The 18,339-nt window shown below is 58.2% G+C and carries 20 protein-coding genes; 16 read left to right on the top strand and 4 right to left on the bottom strand.

The genetic code is table 11. The annotated features are described in order from the left end of the window. Positions 1-147: 147 nt before the first annotated feature. Positions 148-1,236, bottom strand: a complete 1,089-nt coding sequence (locus ACOZJV_RS09050) for an asparaginase (RefSeq protein ID WP_020300178.1) — start codon at positions 1,234-1,236, stop codon at positions 148-150. A 333-nt stretch (positions 1,237-1,569) separates the two neighbouring features. Between ACOZJV_RS09050 and ACOZJV_RS09045 the strand changes: the two genes are divergently transcribed. The 8 genes from ACOZJV_RS09045 (at position 1,570) to ACOZJV_RS09010 (ending at position 9,258) form a co-directional block, all read left to right on the top strand. Next, positions 1,570-2,019 carry a hypothetical protein gene (locus tag ACOZJV_RS09045; protein ID WP_201130284.1) on the top strand — a complete coding sequence of 150 codons (450 nt, stop codon included), beginning with the start codon at positions 1,570-1,572 and terminating at the stop codon, positions 2,017-2,019. A 262-nt stretch (positions 2,020-2,281) separates the two neighbouring features. Then, positions 2,282-3,238 (top strand): sugar ABC transporter substrate-binding protein, encoded by a 957-nt coding sequence (locus ACOZJV_RS09040; protein WP_201130285.1) that lies wholly within the window; start codon positions 2,282-2,284, stop codon positions 3,236-3,238. A gap of 57 nt (positions 3,239-3,295) precedes the next feature. Continuing rightward, positions 3,296-4,849 carry a sugar ABC transporter ATP-binding protein gene (locus tag ACOZJV_RS09035; RefSeq protein WP_078474031.1) on the top strand — a complete coding sequence of 518 codons (1,554 nt, stop codon included), beginning with the start codon at positions 3,296-3,298 and terminating at the stop codon, positions 4,847-4,849. Continuing rightward, positions 4,846-5,823 (top strand): ABC transporter permease, encoded by a 978-nt coding sequence (locus tag ACOZJV_RS09030; protein ID WP_421547411.1) that lies wholly within the window; start codon positions 4,846-4,848, stop codon positions 5,821-5,823. Before ACOZJV_RS09035 ends, ACOZJV_RS09030 begins: the two co-directional genes overlap by 4 nt. 3 nt (positions 5,824-5,826) lie before the next feature. Beyond that, positions 5,827-6,846, top strand: coding sequence for a LacI family DNA-binding transcriptional regulator (locus ACOZJV_RS09025; RefSeq protein WP_421547410.1), 1,020 nt, complete (start codon positions 5,827-5,829; stop codon positions 6,844-6,846). A 23-nt stretch (positions 6,847-6,869) separates the two neighbouring features. Next, complete coding sequence (gene rbsK, locus ACOZJV_RS09020) at positions 6,870-7,787, top strand: ribokinase (protein WP_421547409.1); 918 nt, start codon at positions 6,870-6,872, stop codon at positions 7,785-7,787. Further along, positions 7,784-8,188: a D-ribose pyranase gene (gene rbsD, locus ACOZJV_RS09015; protein WP_421547408.1), complete on the top strand. Its 405-nt coding sequence runs from the start codon at positions 7,784-7,786 to the stop codon at positions 8,186-8,188. Before rbsK ends, rbsD begins: the two co-directional genes overlap by 4 nt. Positions 8,189-8,229: 41 nt before the next feature. Next, the gene (locus tag ACOZJV_RS09010; protein ID WP_020300169.1) at positions 8,230-9,258 is read left to right on the top strand and encodes a nucleoside hydrolase; all 1,029 of its coding nucleotides are present in this window, start codon (positions 8,230-8,232) and stop codon (positions 9,256-9,258) included. Between the two features lie 35 nt (positions 9,259-9,293). Here ACOZJV_RS09010 and ACOZJV_RS09005 read toward each other — a convergent pair whose 3' ends face one another. Beyond that, positions 9,294-9,506, bottom strand: a complete 213-nt coding sequence (locus ACOZJV_RS09005; RefSeq protein WP_020300168.1) for a hypothetical protein — start codon at positions 9,504-9,506, stop codon at positions 9,294-9,296. 165 nt (positions 9,507-9,671) lie between these two features. On the opposite strand from ACOZJV_RS09005, the gene ACOZJV_RS09000 reads away from it, so the two are divergent. Both ACOZJV_RS09000 and ACOZJV_RS08995 read left to right on the top strand, forming a co-directional pair. Next, positions 9,672-9,977 (top strand): hypothetical protein, encoded by a 306-nt coding sequence (locus ACOZJV_RS09000; RefSeq protein ID WP_020300167.1) that lies wholly within the window; start codon positions 9,672-9,674, stop codon positions 9,975-9,977. A gap of 150 nt (positions 9,978-10,127) precedes the next feature. Continuing rightward, positions 10,128-10,439, top strand: a complete 312-nt coding sequence (locus ACOZJV_RS08995) for an I78 family peptidase inhibitor (protein ID WP_078474037.1) — start codon at positions 10,128-10,130, stop codon at positions 10,437-10,439. A gap of 73 nt (positions 10,440-10,512) precedes the next feature. On the opposite strand, the gene ACOZJV_RS08990 is transcribed toward ACOZJV_RS08995, so the two are convergent. Further along, positions 10,513-10,725 (bottom strand): cold-shock protein, encoded by a 213-nt coding sequence (locus ACOZJV_RS08990; protein WP_003179963.1) that lies wholly within the window; start codon positions 10,723-10,725, stop codon positions 10,513-10,515. 293 nt (positions 10,726-11,018) lie between these two features. Next, positions 11,019-11,318, bottom strand: coding sequence for a hypothetical protein (locus ACOZJV_RS08985; protein ID WP_020300165.1), 300 nt, complete (start codon positions 11,316-11,318; stop codon positions 11,019-11,021). A 375-nt stretch (positions 11,319-11,693) separates the two neighbouring features. On the opposite strand from ACOZJV_RS08985, the gene thrS reads away from it, so the two are divergent. The 6 genes from thrS (at position 11,694) to pheT (ending at position 18,338) form a co-directional block, all read left to right on the top strand. Continuing rightward, on the top strand, positions 11,694-13,616 hold the full coding sequence (thrS, locus tag ACOZJV_RS08980; protein ID WP_421547407.1) for a threonine--tRNA ligase: 1,923 nt from the start codon (positions 11,694-11,696) through the stop codon (positions 13,614-13,616). Beyond that, positions 13,616-14,167 (top strand): translation initiation factor IF-3, encoded by a 552-nt coding sequence (infC, locus tag ACOZJV_RS08975; protein WP_170827566.1) that lies wholly within the window; start codon positions 13,616-13,618, stop codon positions 14,165-14,167. The genes thrS and infC overlap by 1 nt, the downstream gene beginning before the upstream one ends. Positions 14,168-14,227: 60 nt before the next feature. Beyond that, positions 14,228-14,422 (top strand): 50S ribosomal protein L35, encoded by a 195-nt coding sequence (rpmI, locus tag ACOZJV_RS08970; RefSeq protein WP_002553160.1) that lies wholly within the window; start codon positions 14,228-14,230, stop codon positions 14,420-14,422. Positions 14,423-14,450: 28 nt separating this feature from the next. Then, positions 14,451-14,807: a 50S ribosomal protein L20 gene (gene rplT, locus ACOZJV_RS08965; RefSeq protein WP_002553161.1), complete on the top strand. Its 357-nt coding sequence runs from the start codon at positions 14,451-14,453 to the stop codon at positions 14,805-14,807. A gap of 109 nt (positions 14,808-14,916) precedes the next feature. Beyond that, positions 14,917-15,933: a phenylalanine--tRNA ligase subunit alpha gene (pheS, locus tag ACOZJV_RS08960; protein WP_020300163.1), complete on the top strand. Its 1,017-nt coding sequence runs from the start codon at positions 14,917-14,919 to the stop codon at positions 15,931-15,933. 26 nt (positions 15,934-15,959) lie between these two features. Beyond that, a complete protein-coding gene (gene pheT, locus ACOZJV_RS08955) occupies positions 15,960-18,338 on the top strand; it encodes a phenylalanine--tRNA ligase subunit beta (protein WP_421547406.1) in 2,379 nt (792 codons plus the stop codon). The last annotated feature ends 1 nt before the right edge of the window (position 18,339 follow it).

Raw genomic sequence — 18,339 nt, 5'->3', positions numbered from 1 at the left:
AAAAAAAAATTTTCTCCACCCATTTTTCCCGTTTTTCTTTAATTTGGGGGTTTTTTTTTGGGGGGGGGGGGGGGGGGGGGGGGGGGGCCGCTTGCCCGGGCGTGCAAGCGGCAGGGTGCCCGACCAGGGAAGGTCGGGCGAGTGCTATCAGTATTCCCAGAACATCCGTTGCAGCTCTTTGCTGTCCTGAGTCTTGGTCAGGGCAACCATGGCCAGGATGCGGGCTTTCTGTGGGTTCAGATCATGGGCGACGACCCAGTCGTACTTGTCGTCAGGCTGTTCTGCGTTGCGCAGGACAAAGCCGCCGGCATTGACGTGGGACGAGCGAATGATCTGCACGCCATTCTTGCGCAGTTCCTGCAGGGCCGGCACAACCCGCGAAGACACCGAACCGTTGCCGGTGCCGGCGTGGATGATGGCTTTGGCGCCGCCTTGGGCCAGGGCTTTGTAGGCGGTGTCGCTCACGTTGCCGTAGCCGTAGGCGATTTCGACGTCAGGCAGGCTCTTGATGTTCTTGATGTCGAATTCCGAATCCATGGTGTGGCGCTTGGCTGGCAGGCGGAACCAGTAGGATTTGCCTTCGACCACCATGCCCAGTGGGCCCCATGGGCTCTTGAAGGCTTCGGTCTTGATGTTGATCATTTTGCTGACATCACGACCCGACTGGATCTCGTCGTTCATGGTGACCAGTACGCCCTTGCCGCGAGCGTTCTTGCTGCCGGCGACAGCCACGGCGTTGTACAGGTTGAGCATGCCGTCAGCCGACATGGCGGTGCCTGGGCGCATGGAGCCGACCACGACGATTGGCTTGTCGGTTTTTTCCACGAGGTTGAGGAAGTAGGCGGTTTCTTCCAGGGTGTCGGTACCGTGGGTGATCACGATGCCATCGACGTCCTTGCTATCGGCCAGTTCGGCGACGCGACGGCCCAGTTGCAGCAAGTTGTCGTTGGTGATGCTTTCGGAGGCGATCTGCATGACTTGCTCGCCACGAACATTGGCCAGCGTGCTCAGTTCCGGAATCCCGGCGATCAGTTGTTCGATACCCACCTTGGCGGCCTGGTAAGTGGCGCTGTTGGCGGCGCTGGCGCCAGCGCCGGCAATGGTGCCGCCGGTGGCAAGGACCACGACGTTGGCCAGTTTCTGTTGGGTCTCGGCTTCTTTTGCTTGCAGTGCAGTAGGCAGGAGCAGGAGCAGGGCCAAAGCGCCCGGAACAAAGGTATTGAAGGCAGATTTCATTATTTTCTCTCTAGTGGTGAGACGGTGCTGGTGCAAGTTCATCTAGAAACACCCCGGCGGCAGATCTGAATGCCGTGGGGCGATGAGGAGGGAGCAGGATCTGTACCAGCGTCACATTGGCTCGGTAAGTATTTTAAGTTACTGATTTATATCAATTTTATTTCAGTTGTTATTTGATCGAGGTGGAACCTTGTCCGGGTTTCCGAACATTTGGCGAGTGCTTTGTTCGGCAATCCGAAAACGGCCCGTGTCCGCTAATAGCGTTTTGCCACAGGCTAAAGAATCGGCCTGGTCGGTCGATGCCGTTCAAAGGATATTTTTTCAGGAGTTCACATGTCTTTTTCAATCGGTTTCCCAAGTGCCGGTGCGATCACCATCAATGGCAAGTCGCCGGCCACCATCGACGCGTTGAGCAAGGCGACTGCCGATACGGCGTCACAGGTCCTGGGCACCGATGACCAGGACAAGGTCAAGGCGGGTGGGGCGTCGCAGGCTGAAGAAGGTTCTGCCCAAGGTTCCGATGGCGGTGGCAACAGCATCGTGGTGCAGATCCTGCTCAAGCGCATGCAGGAGTTGCAGGAGCAGCTCAAGCAACAGCAGCAACAACTGGCAGCGGCCCAGGCGGCCAACTATCCGACCCCTGAAGCGAAGCAGACCATGGTGATGGCGGTTCAAGGTCAGATTGCCGATACCAATGGCGCGCTGCTGGACGTCTCGGGCCGTTTGGTCACGGAGCTGAGCAAAGGCTCATCCTCCGGCTCAGTGATTAGCACCACCGCCTGAAAAAGTGCCAGTGCCGACCCTCGAAAGAGGGTTTTCGGCATGTTGGGGCGGGGGTGTCGAGGATTCTCCGACGATAGGGTTATGCGTTGACAAAACGCCGTAGCGTTCGCATAGTTGATTTCCGCAAACGTTTGCGAGGTATTCAAGGGGTGACTTTCATTCCTTGAAGCGCGCGTTGATTGCCGTTGTCAGCGGTGGCGATCGTCAAAGCTTCTAACCTTGCAGGCGCTGCTCACAATAATCATAAGATCGGAGTCAATCCATGAAGCTGCCATTTGCTGGACGTCTTCTCGCTGTCGCTATCCTGGCCGCGGCATCCGCTGCGCTTCCTTTCTCTTCGGCCTACGCCGATACCGCTCAAAAACCCAAGGTCGCCCTGGTCATGAAGTCCCTGGCCAACGAGTTCTTCCTGACCATGGAAGATGGCGCCAAGGCTTATCAGAAAGAACATCCCGCCGATTTCGACCTGGTCTCCAACGGCATCAAGGACGAAACCGACACCGCCAACCAGATCCGTATCGTCGAGCAGATGATCGTGTCCAAGGTCAACGCCCTGGTGATTGCCCCGGCTGATTCCAAGGCCATGGTGCCGGTGATCAAAAAAGCCATGGATGCCGGCATCACCGTGATCAACATCGACAACCAGCTCGATCCGGCAGTGCTCAAGAGCAAAAACATCAGCGTGCCTTTTGTCGGGCCTGATAACCGCAAGGGGGCGCGGCTGGTGGGCGAGTACCTGGCCAAACAATTGAAGGCCGGTGATGAGGTCGGGATCATCGAAGGCGTGTCCACCACCACCAACGCGCAGCAGCGTACCGCTGGCTTCAAGGACGCGATGGAGGCGGCCCAGGTCAAGGTGGTTTCCCTGCAGTCCGGTGATTGGGAAATCGACGCCGGCAACCGCGTGGCGTCGGCCATGCTCAGCGAGTACCCGAATATCAAGGCGCTGCTGGCCGGCAATGACAGCATGGCCGTCGGTGCGGTTTCGGCAGTGCGTGCAGCAGGCAAGGCGGGCAAGGTCCAGGTGGTGGGCTACGACAACATCAACGCGATCAAGCCCATGCTCAAGGACGGCCGAGTACTGGCGACAGCCGACCAGTTTGCCGCCAAGCAGGCGGTGTTCGGCATCGAGACTGCATTGAAAATCCTCAAGGGCGAGAAAGTCGACAGCGGCACCAACGGCGTCATCGAAACTCCGGTTGAACTGGTCACCAAGTAGTCATTCTGGCGGCACAACGGCGTCCGTCCACAGGGGCGGGCGCATGGAGAGTTTCCTATGTCAGTTTCCGCTGCGAACGCTGTCCTGACGGTCAGCGGTATCGGCAAGACCTACGTCCAACCGGTCCTGACCGGCATCGATCTGACGCTGATGCGCGGTGAGGTGCTGGCACTGACCGGTGAAAACGGCGCCGGCAAAAGCACCCTGTCGAAAATCATCGGTGGCCTGGTCACGCCCACCACCGGGCAGATGCAGTTCAACGGCCAGGCGTATCGCCCTGGCAGCCGAACCCAGGCCGAAGACCTGGGTATCCGCATGGTCATGCAAGAGCTCAACCTGCTGCCGACCCTGTCGGTTGCGGAAAACCTGTTTCTCGACAACCTGCCCAGTCGCGGCGGATGGATCAGCCGCAAGCAATTGCGCAAGGCGGCGATCGAGGCCATGGCCCAGGTCGGGCTGGACGCCATCGACCCCGACACCCTGGTCGGCGAACTGGGCATTGGTCACCAGCAAATGGTGGAAATCGCCCGCAACCTGATCGGCGATTGCCATGTGCTGATTCTCGACGAACCGACCGCGATGCTCACCTCGCGGGAAGTCGAAATGCTGTTCGAGCAAATCACCCGCCTGCAAGCCCGGGGCGTGTCGATCATTTACATCTCCCATCGCCTGGAAGAACTGGCGCGGGTGGCACAGCGCATCGCGGTGTTGCGCGACGGTTGCCTGGTCTGTGTCGAGCCCATGGCCAATTACAACAGCGAGCAACTGGTCAACCTGATGGTGGGGCGCGAGTTGGGCGAACACATCGACCTGGGACCACGGCAGATTGGCGGCCCGGCGTTGACGGTGAAGGGGCTGAGCCGTTCGGACAAGGTGCATGACGTTTCCTTCAGCGTGCGCAGTGGCGAGATTTTCGGGATTTCCGGCCTGATCGGGGCCGGGCGTACCGAGTTGTTGCGTCTGATCTTCGGCGCCGATAAAGCCGACAGCGGTACGGTGGCCTTGGGTACGGCGGAGCAGGTGGTGAGCGTTCGCTCGCCTGCCGATGCGGTGGCCCATGGTATTGCCTTGATCACCGAGGACCGCAAGGGCGAGGGGCTGCTGTTGAGCCAGTCGATCGGAGCGAATATCGCCCTGGGCAACATGCCGGCTATTTCCAGTGCCGGGCTGGTCAACGGCCAGAGCGAGGCACGGCTGGCACAACGGCAGATCGATGCCATGCGTATCCGCAGCTCCGGACCGGCACAACTGGTCAGCGAGCTTTCGGGCGGCAACCAGCAGAAGGTGGTCATCGGCCGCTGGTTGGAGCGCGATTGTTCGGTGCTGCTGTTTGATGAGCCGACTCGCGGCATCGACGTCGGCGCCAAGTTCGATATCTATGCCTTGCTCGGCGAGTTGACGCGCCAGGGCAAGGCGCTGGTGGTGGTTTCCAGTGATCTGCGCGAGCTGATGTTGATCTGTGATCGCATCGGTGTGCTGTCCGCCGGGCGCCTGATCGATACCTTCGAGCGCGACAGCTGGACCCAGGATGAATTGCTTGCCGCTGCATTTGCCGGCTATCAAAAACGTGATGCGTTGCTCAATGAAGCGGCGCCTAGGAATGCACCATGAAAACTGCACCTGCAACCGGCAAGCGTGCTGGCAACTATTACGGCCTGGGGACTTACCTCGGCCTGGCGGGCGCCTTGCTGGCGATGATCATCCTGTTCTCGACCCTGAGCAGTCATTTTCTGTCCTATGACACCTTCAGCACCCTGGCCAACCAGATTCCCGACCTGATGGTGCTGGCGGTGGGCATGACCTTCGTACTGATCATCGGCGGCATCGACCTGTCGGTGGGTTCGGTGCTGGCCCTGGCGGCGTCGACCGTCAGCGTGGCGATTCTCGGCTGGGGCTGGAGCGTGCTGCCTGCCGCCTTGTTGGGCATGGCCTGCGCGGCGCTGGCCGGAACCATCACCGGTTCGATCACCGTGGCCTGGCGCATTCCGTCCTTTATCGTGTCCCTCGGCGTGCTGGAAATGGCCCGGGGTGTGGCCTACCAGATGACCGGTTCGCGAACTGCCTACATCGGCGATGCCTTTGCCTGGCTGTCGAATCCGATTGCCTTTGGCATTTCTCCCTCGTTTATCATTGCCCTGTTGATTATTTTCGTCGCTCAGGCAGTGCTGACGCGTACCGTGTTCGGTCGCTACCTGATCGGTATCGGCACCAACGAAGAAGCGGTGCGCCTGGCGGGGATCAACCCCAGGCCCTACAAGATCCTGGTGTTCAGTCTGATGGGGTTGCTCGCTGGCGTGGCGGCACTGTTCCAGATTTCACGCCTGGAGGCGGCGGACCCGAATGCGGGCTCCGGCCTGGAGTTGCAGGTCATCGCTGCGGTGGTGATTGGCGGCACCAGCCTGATGGGTGGGCGTGGTTCGGTGATCAGCACCTTCTTCGGCGTTTTGATTATCTCTGTGCTGGCTGCAGGTCTCGCGCAAATCGGCGCGTCTGAGCCGACCAAACGCATCATCACCGGCGCGGTCATCGTGATTGCCGTGGTGCTGGATACTTATCGCAGTCAGCGTGCACTTCGGCGGGTTTGATTCATGGCAACAATCAAGGATGTGGCGGCGCTCGCGGGGATTTCCTATACCACGGTGTCCCATGTAGTGAACAAGACGCGGCCGGTCAGCGAAGAGGTGCGGGTCAAGGTCGAGGCGGCAATCAAGCACCTCGATTATGTGCCCAGCGCCGTCGCGCGGTCGCTGAAGGCCAAGACCACCGCGACCATTGGTTTGCTGGTGCCCAACAGCCTCAATCCGTACTTTGCGGAACTGGCTCGGGGTATCGAGGATTACTGCGAGCGCAATGGTTACTGCGTGATCCTGTGTAATTCCGACGATAACCCTCACAAGCAGAGCAGTTACCTGCGGGTGCTGCTGGAGAAACGCGTCGACGGGCTGATCGTCACCTCGGCTGGCGGCGACAGCGGGCTGGCGGAAGGCCTGGCTGCTGTGCGCACGCCCATGGTGATCGTCGACCGTGGGCTCGAAGGCGTGGATGCGGACCTGGTGCGCATCGATCACGAATACGGCGCGTACCTGGCCACTCGGCATTTGCTCGAACTGGGCCATCGCGATATCGCCTGCATTGGCGGCCCGGCCAATACCAGCGTGGCGCAAATGCGCCTGGCGGGGTTTCTCCGGGCATTGAAAGGGGCGGGGGTTGCGGTCCCGCCAGAGCGCATTCTGCAAAGCGATTTCACCAGTACCGGTGGGTATAGCGCTGCGGCGTTGCTGCTGCAGAACAACCCGCCAAGCGCCATTTTTGCCGGCAACGACATGATGGGCATCGGCGTGCTGCGTGCGGCGGCAGAGCGCAATATCCGGGTGCCCAGCGAACTCTCGGTGATTGGCTTCGACGATATCCAGATGAGCCGTTACGTCTATCCCGCGCTGACCACCGTCGGCCAGTCGATCCTGCAACTGGGCGAAAAGGCCGCGGAGCTGCTGCTGCGGCGGATTGCCAAGCCGGGCCAGGCGATCGATCAGCGCATCGTTACACCCAACATTGTCTTGCGAGAGTCGACTGCACCGCTGGCCGGGGCATTCGCCGAATACCGCTGAATCGAATTGATGAGTACCGATGTATGTCAGCAAAAGTAGTGGTAGTGGGCAGCCTGAACATGGACCTGGTAACCCGGGCCGAGCGCCTGCCCCGAGGTGGTGAAACCCTGATTGGAAAATCCTTCGCCACGGTGCCCGGCGGCAAGGGAGCGAACCAGGCGGTGGCTGCGGCCCGGTTGGGCGCACAGGTGTCGATGGTCGGCTGCGTGGGCGACGATGCCTATGGCGAACAGCTGCGCGGCGCCTTGCTGGCCGAGACCATCGATTGCCAGGCGGTCAGCGTGATCGAGGGGTCCAGCGGGGTGGCGCTGATCGTGGTCGACGACAGCAGCCAGAATGCCATCGTCATCGTTGCCGGGGCCAACGCCCAGCTCGCCCCCGAGGTGGTGGCAGGGTTTGACGCAATCCTGCAGGCAGCCGATGTGATCATCTGCCAGCTTGAGGTGCCGTATTCGACTGTGGGTTATGCCCTCAAGCGCGGGCGGGAACTGGGCAAGACCGTGATTCTCAACCCGGCGCCGGCCAGCGGGCCCTTGCCGGCTGATTGGTATGCGTCGATTGATTACCTGATTCCCAATGAGAGCGAGGCTTCGGCCCTGAGCGGCTTGCCGGTGAATTCCCGGGAGAGTGCAGAAGCCGCAGCCAGCCAGCTGATTGCCGCCGGTGCCGGGAAGGTCATCGTGACACTGGGGGCTCAGGGCTCGTTGTTCGCCGATGGCGCACGCTTTGATTACTTCCCGGCGCCCAAGGTCGAGGCGATCGACACCACGGCGGCGGGTGACACCTTTGTCGGCGCATTCGCGGCGGCCTTGGCTGCCGGTAAAAGCGAAGCCGAGGCCATCAGTTTTGGCCAGGTCGCTGCGGCGTTGTCGGTGACCCGAGCCGGCGCGCAACCTTCTATCCCCACGCTGTCCGACGTCCAGGCGTTCTCTCCCTCATGAAAAAAACACCTTTGCTCAACGTCGCGCTGTCGCGTTTGGTTGCCTCCCTGGGGCATGGCGATATCGTGGTGATCGGCGATGCCGGCCTGCCGGTGCCGGCCGGCGTCGAGCTGATCGACCTGGCCTTGACCCACGGCGTCCCGGATTTCGTCACGACCCTGCGGGTGGTGCTCAGTGAAATGCAGGTGGAGAGTCATGTACTTGCCGAAGAGATCCTGCTCAAGCATTCGCCGGCCCTGCAGGCGCTGGATGAGTTGAGCACCAGTGGCGAGCTGGGCTCGCGCGAGCTGTTGAGTCATGAGGCATTCAAGGTACTCAGCCGCCGGGCACGAGCCGTGGTGCGCACCGGTGAGTGTCAGCCTTACTGCAATATCGCCTTGATCGCCGGGGTGACCTTCTAGCCAACCCGGCCTGTTAATTCTTCACGCACAAGGAGTGCGCCATGCACCGCTATGCTCAGCTACTGCACCATTGGCTTCGGAGTCTGCTGCTTTTGTCTTTGCTCACTGCTACAAGCGCCCAGGCGGCGGAAAAAATCGACCTGATCATCGACACCGATCCGGGGGCCGACGATGTGGTCGCCTTGCTGTTCGCCCTGGCCTCGCCCGAGGAGTTGCAGGTGCGTGCGCTGACCACGGTTGCCGGCAACGTGCGCCTGGACAAGACGTCGCGCAATGCTCGCCTGGCCCGTGAGTGGGCAGGGCGTGAAGAGGTTCCGGTGTACGCGGGGGCGCCTGGCCCACTGCTGCGGACGCCGATCTATGCCGAAAACATTCATGGCAAGGAAGGTATTTCCGGGGTCACCGTGCATGAGCCCAAGGCGGCGCTGGCCAAAGGCAATGCGGTCAATTACCTGATCGATACCCTGCGTGCGGCCAAGCCTCACAGCATCACCATCGCCATGCTCGGCCCGCAGACCAACCTCGCGCTGGCCCTGATCCAGGCGCCGGATATCACCCAGGGCATCAAGGAGGTGGTAGTCATGGGCGGCGCGCACTTCAATGGCGGCAATATCACCCCAGTGGCTGAGTTCAACCTGTTTGCCGATCCACAGGCCGCCGAGGTGGTGCTCAAGAGTGGGGTGAAGCTGACGTACCTGCCGCTGGACGTCACCCATAAAGTGCTGACCAGCGAGGCGCGCCTGCAGAAAATCGCGGCCTTGAACAACCAGGCGAGCAAGATCGTGGGCGATATTCTCAACGAATACGTCAAGGGCGATATGGAGCATTACGGTATTCCGGGCGGTCCGGTGCACGATGCCACGGTGATCGCCTACCTGCTCAAGCCCGAATTGTTCAGCGGGCGTCAGGCCAATATGGTGATCGACAGTCGCGAAGGTCCGACTTTCGGCCAGACCATTGTCGATTGGTACGACGGTTTGAAGCAGCCGAAGAACGTGTTCTGGGTTGAAAACGGCGACGCCCAGGGCTTCTTCGATCTGCTGACTGAGCGCCTGGCTCGGCTGAAATAAATCTGCGTGCTATAGCGCGATCAGCCTGAGGGCTGTCACTCGCGCTCCGGATCCGGGGCGCCCGGGTGGTCGGCAGGGTACTTTTCGAAGACTTGTCGGATAAACGCCTGGGCAGCCTGGGTTCCGAACTCCTTGACCAGCAGGTCGATACCGATGATTGCCAGTTCCTCCGGGCTGCCGGGGCTGTAGGAGCAATGACCTTGTGGCCACTTGGCTTTGATGTCGGCGTCGATACTTACGATGGCCATGAAAATCTCACGATGTCTGTAGTTGAGGCGGGGCCTGAAAGGCACTAGTGCGGTATTGGCGGTGCGGCAAAGTTAAACATCTTGCCAGATTTTTAGCACTGCTACTTAGGCATGAGGGGAGGGCTATGCGACACTTGGGCTTTGTCTGTTTTCAAGGAAGCTCGCGTGCAGATCGATTTGAATAACCCTGACGCCTTGACCCTTGAGGCGGTTCGGCAGTTGCTGGCGTCGGCCAGTGACAACGTTCATACCCAATTGCGGGTTACCAAAGGCGGCATTGCCTACCTTTCCTCGGGAGTGGTGGGAGGCGTTGATATCGATGACCTGCTGTTCCGGCTCGAAACCTGGGCCGCCGGCTCTGGTTATGTAGGCCTGGTGGCGGCCAGCGATGAAGTCTGGGTCATGCAGATATTCAACGCGTTGAAACAGAACTGGCCCAAGCCGCCGTTCGACTACATCGACATCTATTGAACGCTGTTCATATTCAGTGACGATTGTGTGCTCAGGCTTGAGTCGCGTCTGAGGCAGACTTGTCCGCCACAGGGCAAATGGCCATTTTTTGAAACCAAACGTCCCTGCCGCTGTCGCACGATCTCTGCTTATTTTTGAAAAGGAGGCTTCATGCCTTGGAAGCTTGCATCATTCGCCACCCTGCTGGCCGCGATCACCCTGGCTGGGTGCAGCACCTCGGGAGCGGAAAAGGACCCAGTGGTTGCCGATTCCGGTAACAGTCGTTGTGAGTCGAAAGCCGCCGAGTTCGCTATTGGCAAGAAGGCTTCCCCTGAACTGCTGGAGCAGGCCCGTACCCGTGCGGGGGCGCAGAACGCACGAATTCTCAAGCCGAATGACATGATCACCCTGGAATACCGTTCTGACCGCTTGAACCTCAATACCGATGCCAACCTGGTGATTACCCGGGTCAATTGCGGCTGATTGCTTCAAGACATTGTCAGCGCACATAAAAAACCCCGTCACATGGACGGGGTTTTTTTAGCTCGCGTAGATTTTACTCTGGGCGAACTTGTGCAGCTTGCATACCCTTTTGGCCTTTCTCAGCCACGAAGGAAACGGTTTGGCCTTCTTTCAGGCTTTTGAAACCGTCGCTTTCAATAGCTTTGAAGTGTACGAACAGGTCGTCACCGCCACCTTGAGGAGTGATGAAGCCGAAGCCTTTTTCATCGTTGAACCATTTTACGGTGCCGGTTTGGCGATTAGACATGGTGTATCTCCAAGAAACATATATTTTCAGTAGTGCTGTGCTGCTCAGGCCAACTGGGCACACCGGGCTATCATAGTCGAAATGTTCGACTTGGGAGCCCCCCGGCGGTGCTGTTTACCTGGTAGTTGCATGCTTTTTGTTGCTCTGATCGGCTGAAACCCCCGGTTTAAGGGGCTTTTGCAGAAAATAATCGGTTATAAAAAAAGCCGTAAAAGCTGCGTAAATTGTGAAAAAAGCCACTTTTTCAACCTGCTTTAGCCCTGAAAAAGTGTCCCTTCACCGATAGCTTCGAGCTATTTCACTACCCGGCAAGCTGCGATTGCATCCAGCGCCTTGGTTCTGAGTTCTGCGCTGGGCGGGTTCTGCTTGCTCATCAGTTCTTTGATTTGCTCGCCGGTGAATTTTTCGTTCAGTTTGTCCGCGCCGCACGCGCAGTGCTTCTCAGCGGTCTTGGCATCGACGCTCTGGCTGGCAGCGGCGGTGCAATCCTTCATATAGTCGGCGCGCAGACCGGTGGGCCAGGCAGCTTGGGCGCTAAGAGGCAAAAGCAGGGCAAAGGGGGCGGCTAGGGCGAGTAATTTAGTGAGGCGCATGAGTCGGGCTCTCCTGAGGTCGATAGCAAGAATGGCGATTCTCCGATTATTTGAGGCCGCCGGTACACATCAAGTTCACTTTCTTGCACAAAAGCCTATTAACCAGGTGGCCGCAGCGCGATGACCGTTCATCTGTGCTAGCATGCCCGGCTTGGGTATTTACCGGCTTTGGACGAATTCAATTGTCCTTGCCCCTTATGCCCCAATCTTTTGATTTGAATCCCAGTCACTCTGGTTCGATTTTCCGGTTGGCCGCCAAGGCCCCTGCCACTGTGCGGCAGGCGTTGTCAGACAACGGCCTGGATTGAACCGCGTACTGGCTCATCCCAACCCACGTGACCTTTGGTAGGGGTCACCACTAGGAGAGGAGGCGCCATGCCCACCATTACTCTTCCCGACGGCAGTCAACGTTCATTCGATCATCCGGTTTCTGTAGCCGAGGTCGCCGCATCCATTGGTGCAGGCTTGGCCAAGGCCACCGTGGCCGGCAAGGTCAATGGCAAGCTGGTCGACGCCTGCGATTTGATCGACGGCGACGCGACCCTGCAAATCATCACGCCAAAGGATGAAGAGGGGCTGGAGATCATTCGCCACTCTTGCGCCCACTTGGTCGGCCATGCGGTCAAGCAGTTGTATCCGACTGCGAAGATGGTTATCGGCCCGGTCATTGATGAAGGCTTCTATTACGATATCGCCTATGAGCGTCCTTTCACTCCGGACGACCTGGTGGCGATCGAACAGCGCATGCAGCAGCTGATCGAAAAAGATTACGACGTGATCAAGAAAGTCACTCCGCGCGCCGAAGTGATCGATGTGTTCAAGGCCCGTGGCGAAGATTACAAGTTGCGCCTGGTCGAAGACATGCCGAATGAACAGGCCATGGGCCTGTACTACCATGAAGAATATGTCGACATGTGCCGCGGTCCACACGTGCCGAACACACGCTTCCTGAAGTCTTTCAAGCTGACCAAGCTGTCCGGCGCCTACTGGCGTGGCGATGCCAAGAACGAGCAATTACAGCGCGTTTACGGCACCGCCTGGGCCGACAAGAAGCAACTGGCGGCTTACATCCAGCGTATCGAAGAGGCTGAAAAGCGCGACCATCGCAAGATCGGCAAGCGTCTCGGTCTGTTCCATACTCAGGAAGAAGCACCGGGCATGGTGTTCTGGCACCCTAACGGCTGGACCCTGTACCAAGTGCTCGAGCAGTACATGCGCAAGGTTCAGCGCGATAACGGCTACCTGGAGATCAAGACACCTCAGGTCGTGGATCGCAGCCTGTGGGAGAAATCCGGGCACTGGGCCAACTACGCTGAAAACATGTTCACTACTCAGTCGGAAAGCCGCGACTACGCGATCAAGCCGATGAACTGCCCGTGCCACGTGCAGGTGTTCAACCAGGGCCTGAAAAGCTACCGCGAGTTGCCGCTGCGCCTGGCCGAGTTCGGTGCTTGCCACCGTAATGAACCGTCGGGTGCGCTGCACGGCATCATGCGCGTGCGCGCCTTCACTCAGGACGATGCGCACATCTTCTGTACTGAAGAGCAAATGCAGGCTGAATCCGCTGCATTCATCAAATTGACCATGGATGTCTATGCCGACTTCGGCTTTAAAGACATCGAAATGAAGCTTTCCACTCGCCCTGAAAAGCGTGTGGGTTCCGATGAGTTGTGGGATCGGGCCGAATCGGCCTTGGCTGCGGCGCTTGATAGCGCGGGCCTGCCTTACGACTTGCAGCCGGGCGAAGGCGCGTTCTACGGTCCGAAAATTGAGTTCTCGCTGAAAGATTGCCTTGGCCGTGTCTGGCAGTGTGGTACCTTGCAGCTCGATTTCAACCTGCCGATCCGTCTGGGTGCCGAATACGTCTCCGAAGACAACAGCCGTAAACATCCGGTCATGTTGCACCGGGCGATTCTTGGTTCGTTCGAGCGCTTCGTCGGAATTCTGATCGAGCACTACGAGGGGGCTTTCCCTGCGTGGCTGGCTCCGACTCAGGCAGTGATCATGAATATCACTGATAAACAGGCAGATTTTGCCCTTGAAGTCGAAAAAACTCTCAATCAAAGCGGATTTCGTGCCAAGTCCGACTTGAGAAATGAAAAGATCGGCTTTAAAATCCGCGAGCATACTTTGCTCAAGGTTCCTTATCTCTTGGTTATCGGAGATCGGGAAGTCGAGATGCAGACTGTCGCTGTGCGTACCCGTGAAGGTGCTGACCTGGGCTCGATGCCCATCGCCCAGTTTTCGGAGTTCCTCGCACAAGCGGTTTCCCGGCGTGGTCGCCCAGATTCGGAGTAATTACTATTAAGCGTGAAATGAGACAAGATAAACGAGCTGCACCGAAAGCCCCGATCAACGAGAATATCTCGGCACGCGAGGTTCGGTTAATTGGAGCTGAAGGTGAACAGCTTGGGATTGTGTCAATTGAAGACGCGCTTCTTAAGGCTGAAGAGGCCAAACTGGATCTGGTGGAGATTTCCGCCGATGCAGTGCCCCCTGTTTGCAAACTGATGGACTACGGCAAATCGATCTTCGAAAAGAAGAAACAGGTTGCCGCAGCGAAGAAAAACCAGAAGCAGATTCAAGTAAAAGAAATCAAGTTTCGTCCAGGGACGGAGGAAGGGGATTACCAGGTAAAACTGCGCAACCTGGTACGTTTCCTGAGTGATGGGGACAGGGCCAAGGTATCCTTGCGATTCCGCGGCCGTGAGATGGCCCACCAGGAGCTGGGGATGGAACTCCTCAAGCGGGTTGAAGCTGACCTGCTCGAGTACGGTTCGGTCGAACAGCATCCTAAGATGGAAGGACGCCAGCTGATCATGGTCATCGCCCCGAAAAAGAAGAAGTAATCAATAGGGCACGGCAGGCCTTCTGATTATGTTTATCAACTGAATGCGGAGTATCCGAACATGCCAAAGATGAAAACTAAAAGTGGTGCTGCTAAGCGGTTTCTGAAAACTGCTAACGGTATCAAGCACAAGCACGCTTTCAAGAGCCACATCCTGACTAAAATGTCGACCAAGCGTAAGCGTCAACTGCGCGGTAGCAGCTTGCTGCATCCGTCCGACGTGGCAAAAGTCGAGCGCATGCTGCGCCTTCGTTAATTTTAGTCAAGAATAGAGGAAGTAACTCATGGCTCGTGTAAAGCGTGGCGTCATTGCCCGTAAGCGTCACAAAAAAATTCTGAAACTTGCTAAAGGCTACTACGGTGCACGTTCGCGCGTATTCCGTGTTGCCAAGCAAGCGGTAATCAAGGCAGGCCAATACGCCTACCGTGACCGTCGTCAGAAAAAACGTCAGTTCCGCGCTCTGTGGATCGCTCGTATCAACGCTGGTGCACGTGTTAACGGTCTGTCCTACAGCCGTTTCATCGCTGGCCTGAAAAAAGCGTCCATCGAGATCGACCGTAAGGTTCTGGCTGATCTGGCAGTGAACGAAAAAGCGGCGTTTGCTGCGATTGTCGAGAAAGCTAAAGCCACCTTGGCTTAAGTACCCCCGACAGTCACCTGGGCTCACCTCTGTGGGCTAAGGTGTTAAACGTCATAAATAGGGGAAGAGCCTTCAAGCTCTTCCCCTATTTTGTATCTGGAGTCTGTACATGGAAAACCTGGATGCGCTGGTCTCTCAAGCACTAGAGGCTGTGCAAAGCGCTGAAGATATCAATGCCCTGGAGCAAATCCGGGTTCACTACCTTGGCAAGAAGGGTGAGTTGACTCAGGTGATGAAGACCCTGGGGAATTTGCCGGCAGAAGAGCGTCCGCAAGTCGGCGCCCTGATCAACGTTGCCAAGGAGCGTGTCACAGAGGTTCTCAATGCGCGCAAGGCGTTGTTCGAGGAGGCCGATCTTGCGGCCAAACTCGCCGCCGAATCCATTGACGTGACCCTGCCTGGCCGCGGCCAGACCTCTGGTGGTCTGCATCCGGTTACTCGGACTCTGGAACGTATCGAACAGTTCTTCACCCATATCGGCTACGGCATTGCCGAAGGCCCTGAGGTCGAAGACGACTATCACAACTTTGAGGCGCTCAACATCCCAGGCCATCACCCGGCCCGGTCGATGCATGACACCTTCTATTTCAACGCGAACATGCTGTTGCGCACCCATACCTCGCCGGTACAGGTCCGCACCATGGAGTCGACCAAGCCGCCAATTCGCATCGTCTGCCCGGGCCGTGTGTATCGCAGCGATTCCGATATCACCCATTCGCCGATGTTCCATCAGGTCGAAGGCCTGCTGGTCGATCGCGATATCAACTTTGCCGACCTGAAAGGCACCATCGAAGAGTTCCTGCGGGTGTTCTTCGAAAAAGAGCTGGCGGTACGTTTCCGTCCTTCCTACTTCCCGTTCACCGAACCTTCCGCCGAAGTCGATATGGAGTGCGTGATGTGTAGCGGTAAAGGCTGCCGCGTCTGCAAGCAGACCGGCTGGCTGGAAGTGATGGGGTGCGGCATGGTGCACCCGAACGTGCTGCGCATGTCCGGGATCGACCCGGAAGAGTTCTCGGGTTTTGCCTTCGGCATGGGCGTTGAGCGTCTGGCCATGCTGCGTTACGGCGTGAACGACTTGCGTCTGTTCTTCGACAACGACTTGCGGTTCCTCGCGCAATTTCGCTAGTCGTAACGGATCTTTAGGAGAGCAGGATGAAATTCAGTGAACAATGGCTGCGTGGCTGGGTAAGCCCGCAGGTAAGTCGCGACGAGCTGGTTGCTCGTCTGTCGATGGCCGGTCTTGAGGTCGATAGCGTAACGCCGGCCGCCGGTGATTTCAGTGGCGTGGTAGTGGCCGAGGTGCTGAGCACCGAGCAGCACCCGGATGCTGACAAGCTGCGCGTATGCCAAGTCAGCAATGGCGCGGAGACCTTTCAGGTGGTATGCGGGGCGCCCAATGTGCGTCCAGGCCTGAAAATTCCATTTGCCATGATCGGTGCCGAGCTGCCTGGCGACTTTAAGATCAAGAAGGCCAAGCTGCGCGGCGTCGAGTCCAACGGCATGTTGTGCTCCCAGGCAGAACTGCAAGTGGGCGAGGGCAACTCCGGCTTGATGGAGTTGCCTGCGGACGCGCCGGTGGGTGAAGACATTCGTGCCTACCTCAACCTGAACGATGCCAGCATCGAGGTCGATCTGACCCCGAACCGTGGCGACTGCCTATCCCTGGCGGGCCTGGCTCGCGAAGTCGGCGCCTTGTACGCCGAGCCGGTTGCACGCCCAGCTGTGGCTGCCGTTTCAGCGGTGCACGATGAAGTGCGTCCGGTTGAAGTGCTGGCGCCCGCTGCGTGCCCGCGCTACCTGGGCCGCGTCATCCGCAATGTCGACCTGTCCAAGCCTACACCGCTGTGGATGGTCGAGCGCCTGCGTCGTGGCGACGTACGCAGCATTGATGCGGTCGTGGATGTCACCAACTACGTGATGCTGGAACTTGGCCAGCCGCTGCACGCTTTCGATCTCGCCGAAATCAATGGCGGCATCCGCGTGCGCATGGCTGACGAAGGCGAAAAACTAGTCTTGCTCGATGGCCAGGAAATTACTCTGCGTGGCGATACCCTGGTCATCGCCGACCATACTCGTGCCCTGGCGATTGCCGGTGTCATGGGGGGGGAGCACAGCGGTGTTACCGCTGGTACTCGCGATATCTTCCTTGAAAGCGCGTTCTTCGATCAGATCGCGGTCGCTGGCAAGGCGCGTTCCTATGGCCTGCACACCGATGCCTCGCACCGTTACGAGCGTGGCGTGGACTGGCAATTGGCCCGTGAAGCCATGGAGCGTGCTACCGGCCTGCTGCTGGAAATCACTGGTGGTGAAGCTGGTCCGATCATCGAAACCGTTAGCGAACAGCATCTGCCTTCGGTTGCGCCAATTACCTTGCGTGCTGAGCGCGTCACCCAAATGCTTGGCCTGGAAATCGACGCTTCTGAAGTCGAGCGTCTGCTCACTGGTTTGGGTCTGAAAGTTTCCGCTGATGGGGCAGGGCAGTGGCGTGTTGAGGTGCCAAGCCATCGTTTCGATATCAGCTTGGAAGTTGATTTGATCGAAGAGTTGGCCCGCCTGTACGGCTACAACCGTCTGCCGGTTCGTTACCCGCAGGCTCGTCTGGCACCTCAAGCCAAGGCGGAAGCGCGTAGCGACCTGCCTGAGTTGCGTCGCCTTCTGGTCGCTCGTGGTTATCAGGAAGCGATTACTTATAGCTTTATCGATCCGAAGCAGTTCGAATTGTTCAGCCCTGGCGTTGAGCCGCTGTTGTTGGCCAACCCGATTTCGAATGACATGGCAGCCATGCGCGCCTCCCTGTGGCCTGGTCTGGTCAAGGCACTTCAGCACAACCTGAATCGTCAGCAGGATCGTGTCCGTCTGTTCGAAAGCGGCTTGCGCTTTGTCGGTCAGTTGGAAGGTCTGAAGCAAGAGCCAATGCTGGCTGGTGTGGTTTGCGGCAGCCGCTTGCCTGAAGGCTGGGCGCAAGGTCGCGACGTCGTGGATTTCTTTGACGTCAAAGCTGATGTCGAAGCGGTATTGGGCTTTGCCGGTGCTCTGGATTCGTTCAGTTTCGTGCCTGGTAGCCACCCAGCGTTGCACCCGGGGCAAACGGCCCGCATTGAGCGTGAAGGTCGCTTGTTGGGTTATGTGGGCGCCATTCACCCCGAGCTGTCGAAAAACCTCGGTTTGGATCACCCGGTCTTCGTCTTCGAACTCGTTCTGGCCGAAGTTGCTCTGGGTAAAATGCCTAAATTCCAGGAGTTGTCGCGTTTTCCTGAAGTGCGTCGTGACCTTGCACTGGTGGCCGACAAAGACGTCGCAGCCAGCGCTGTGTTGGATGTAATCCGTGAAAATGCAGGTGAATGGCTGACAGACCTCAGGCTATTTGACGTGTATCAGGGTAAAGGCATTGATCCGCATAGAAAAAGCCTTGCAGTTGGCTTGACCTGGCAGCATCCATCGCGCACTCTTAATGATGATGAGGTGAATTCTGCGACACAAAATATCCTCACCTCGCTCGAACAAAGGTTGAACGCCACGTTAAGGAAGTGAC

Source organism: Pseudomonas sp. QD4 (assembly GCF_049199125.1).
GTDB lineage: Bacteria > Pseudomonadota > Gammaproteobacteria > Pseudomonadales > Pseudomonadaceae > Aquipseudomonas.
Note: the sequence above shows the minus strand (reverse complement) of the source record. Positions and strands in the feature narration are given on the sequence as shown.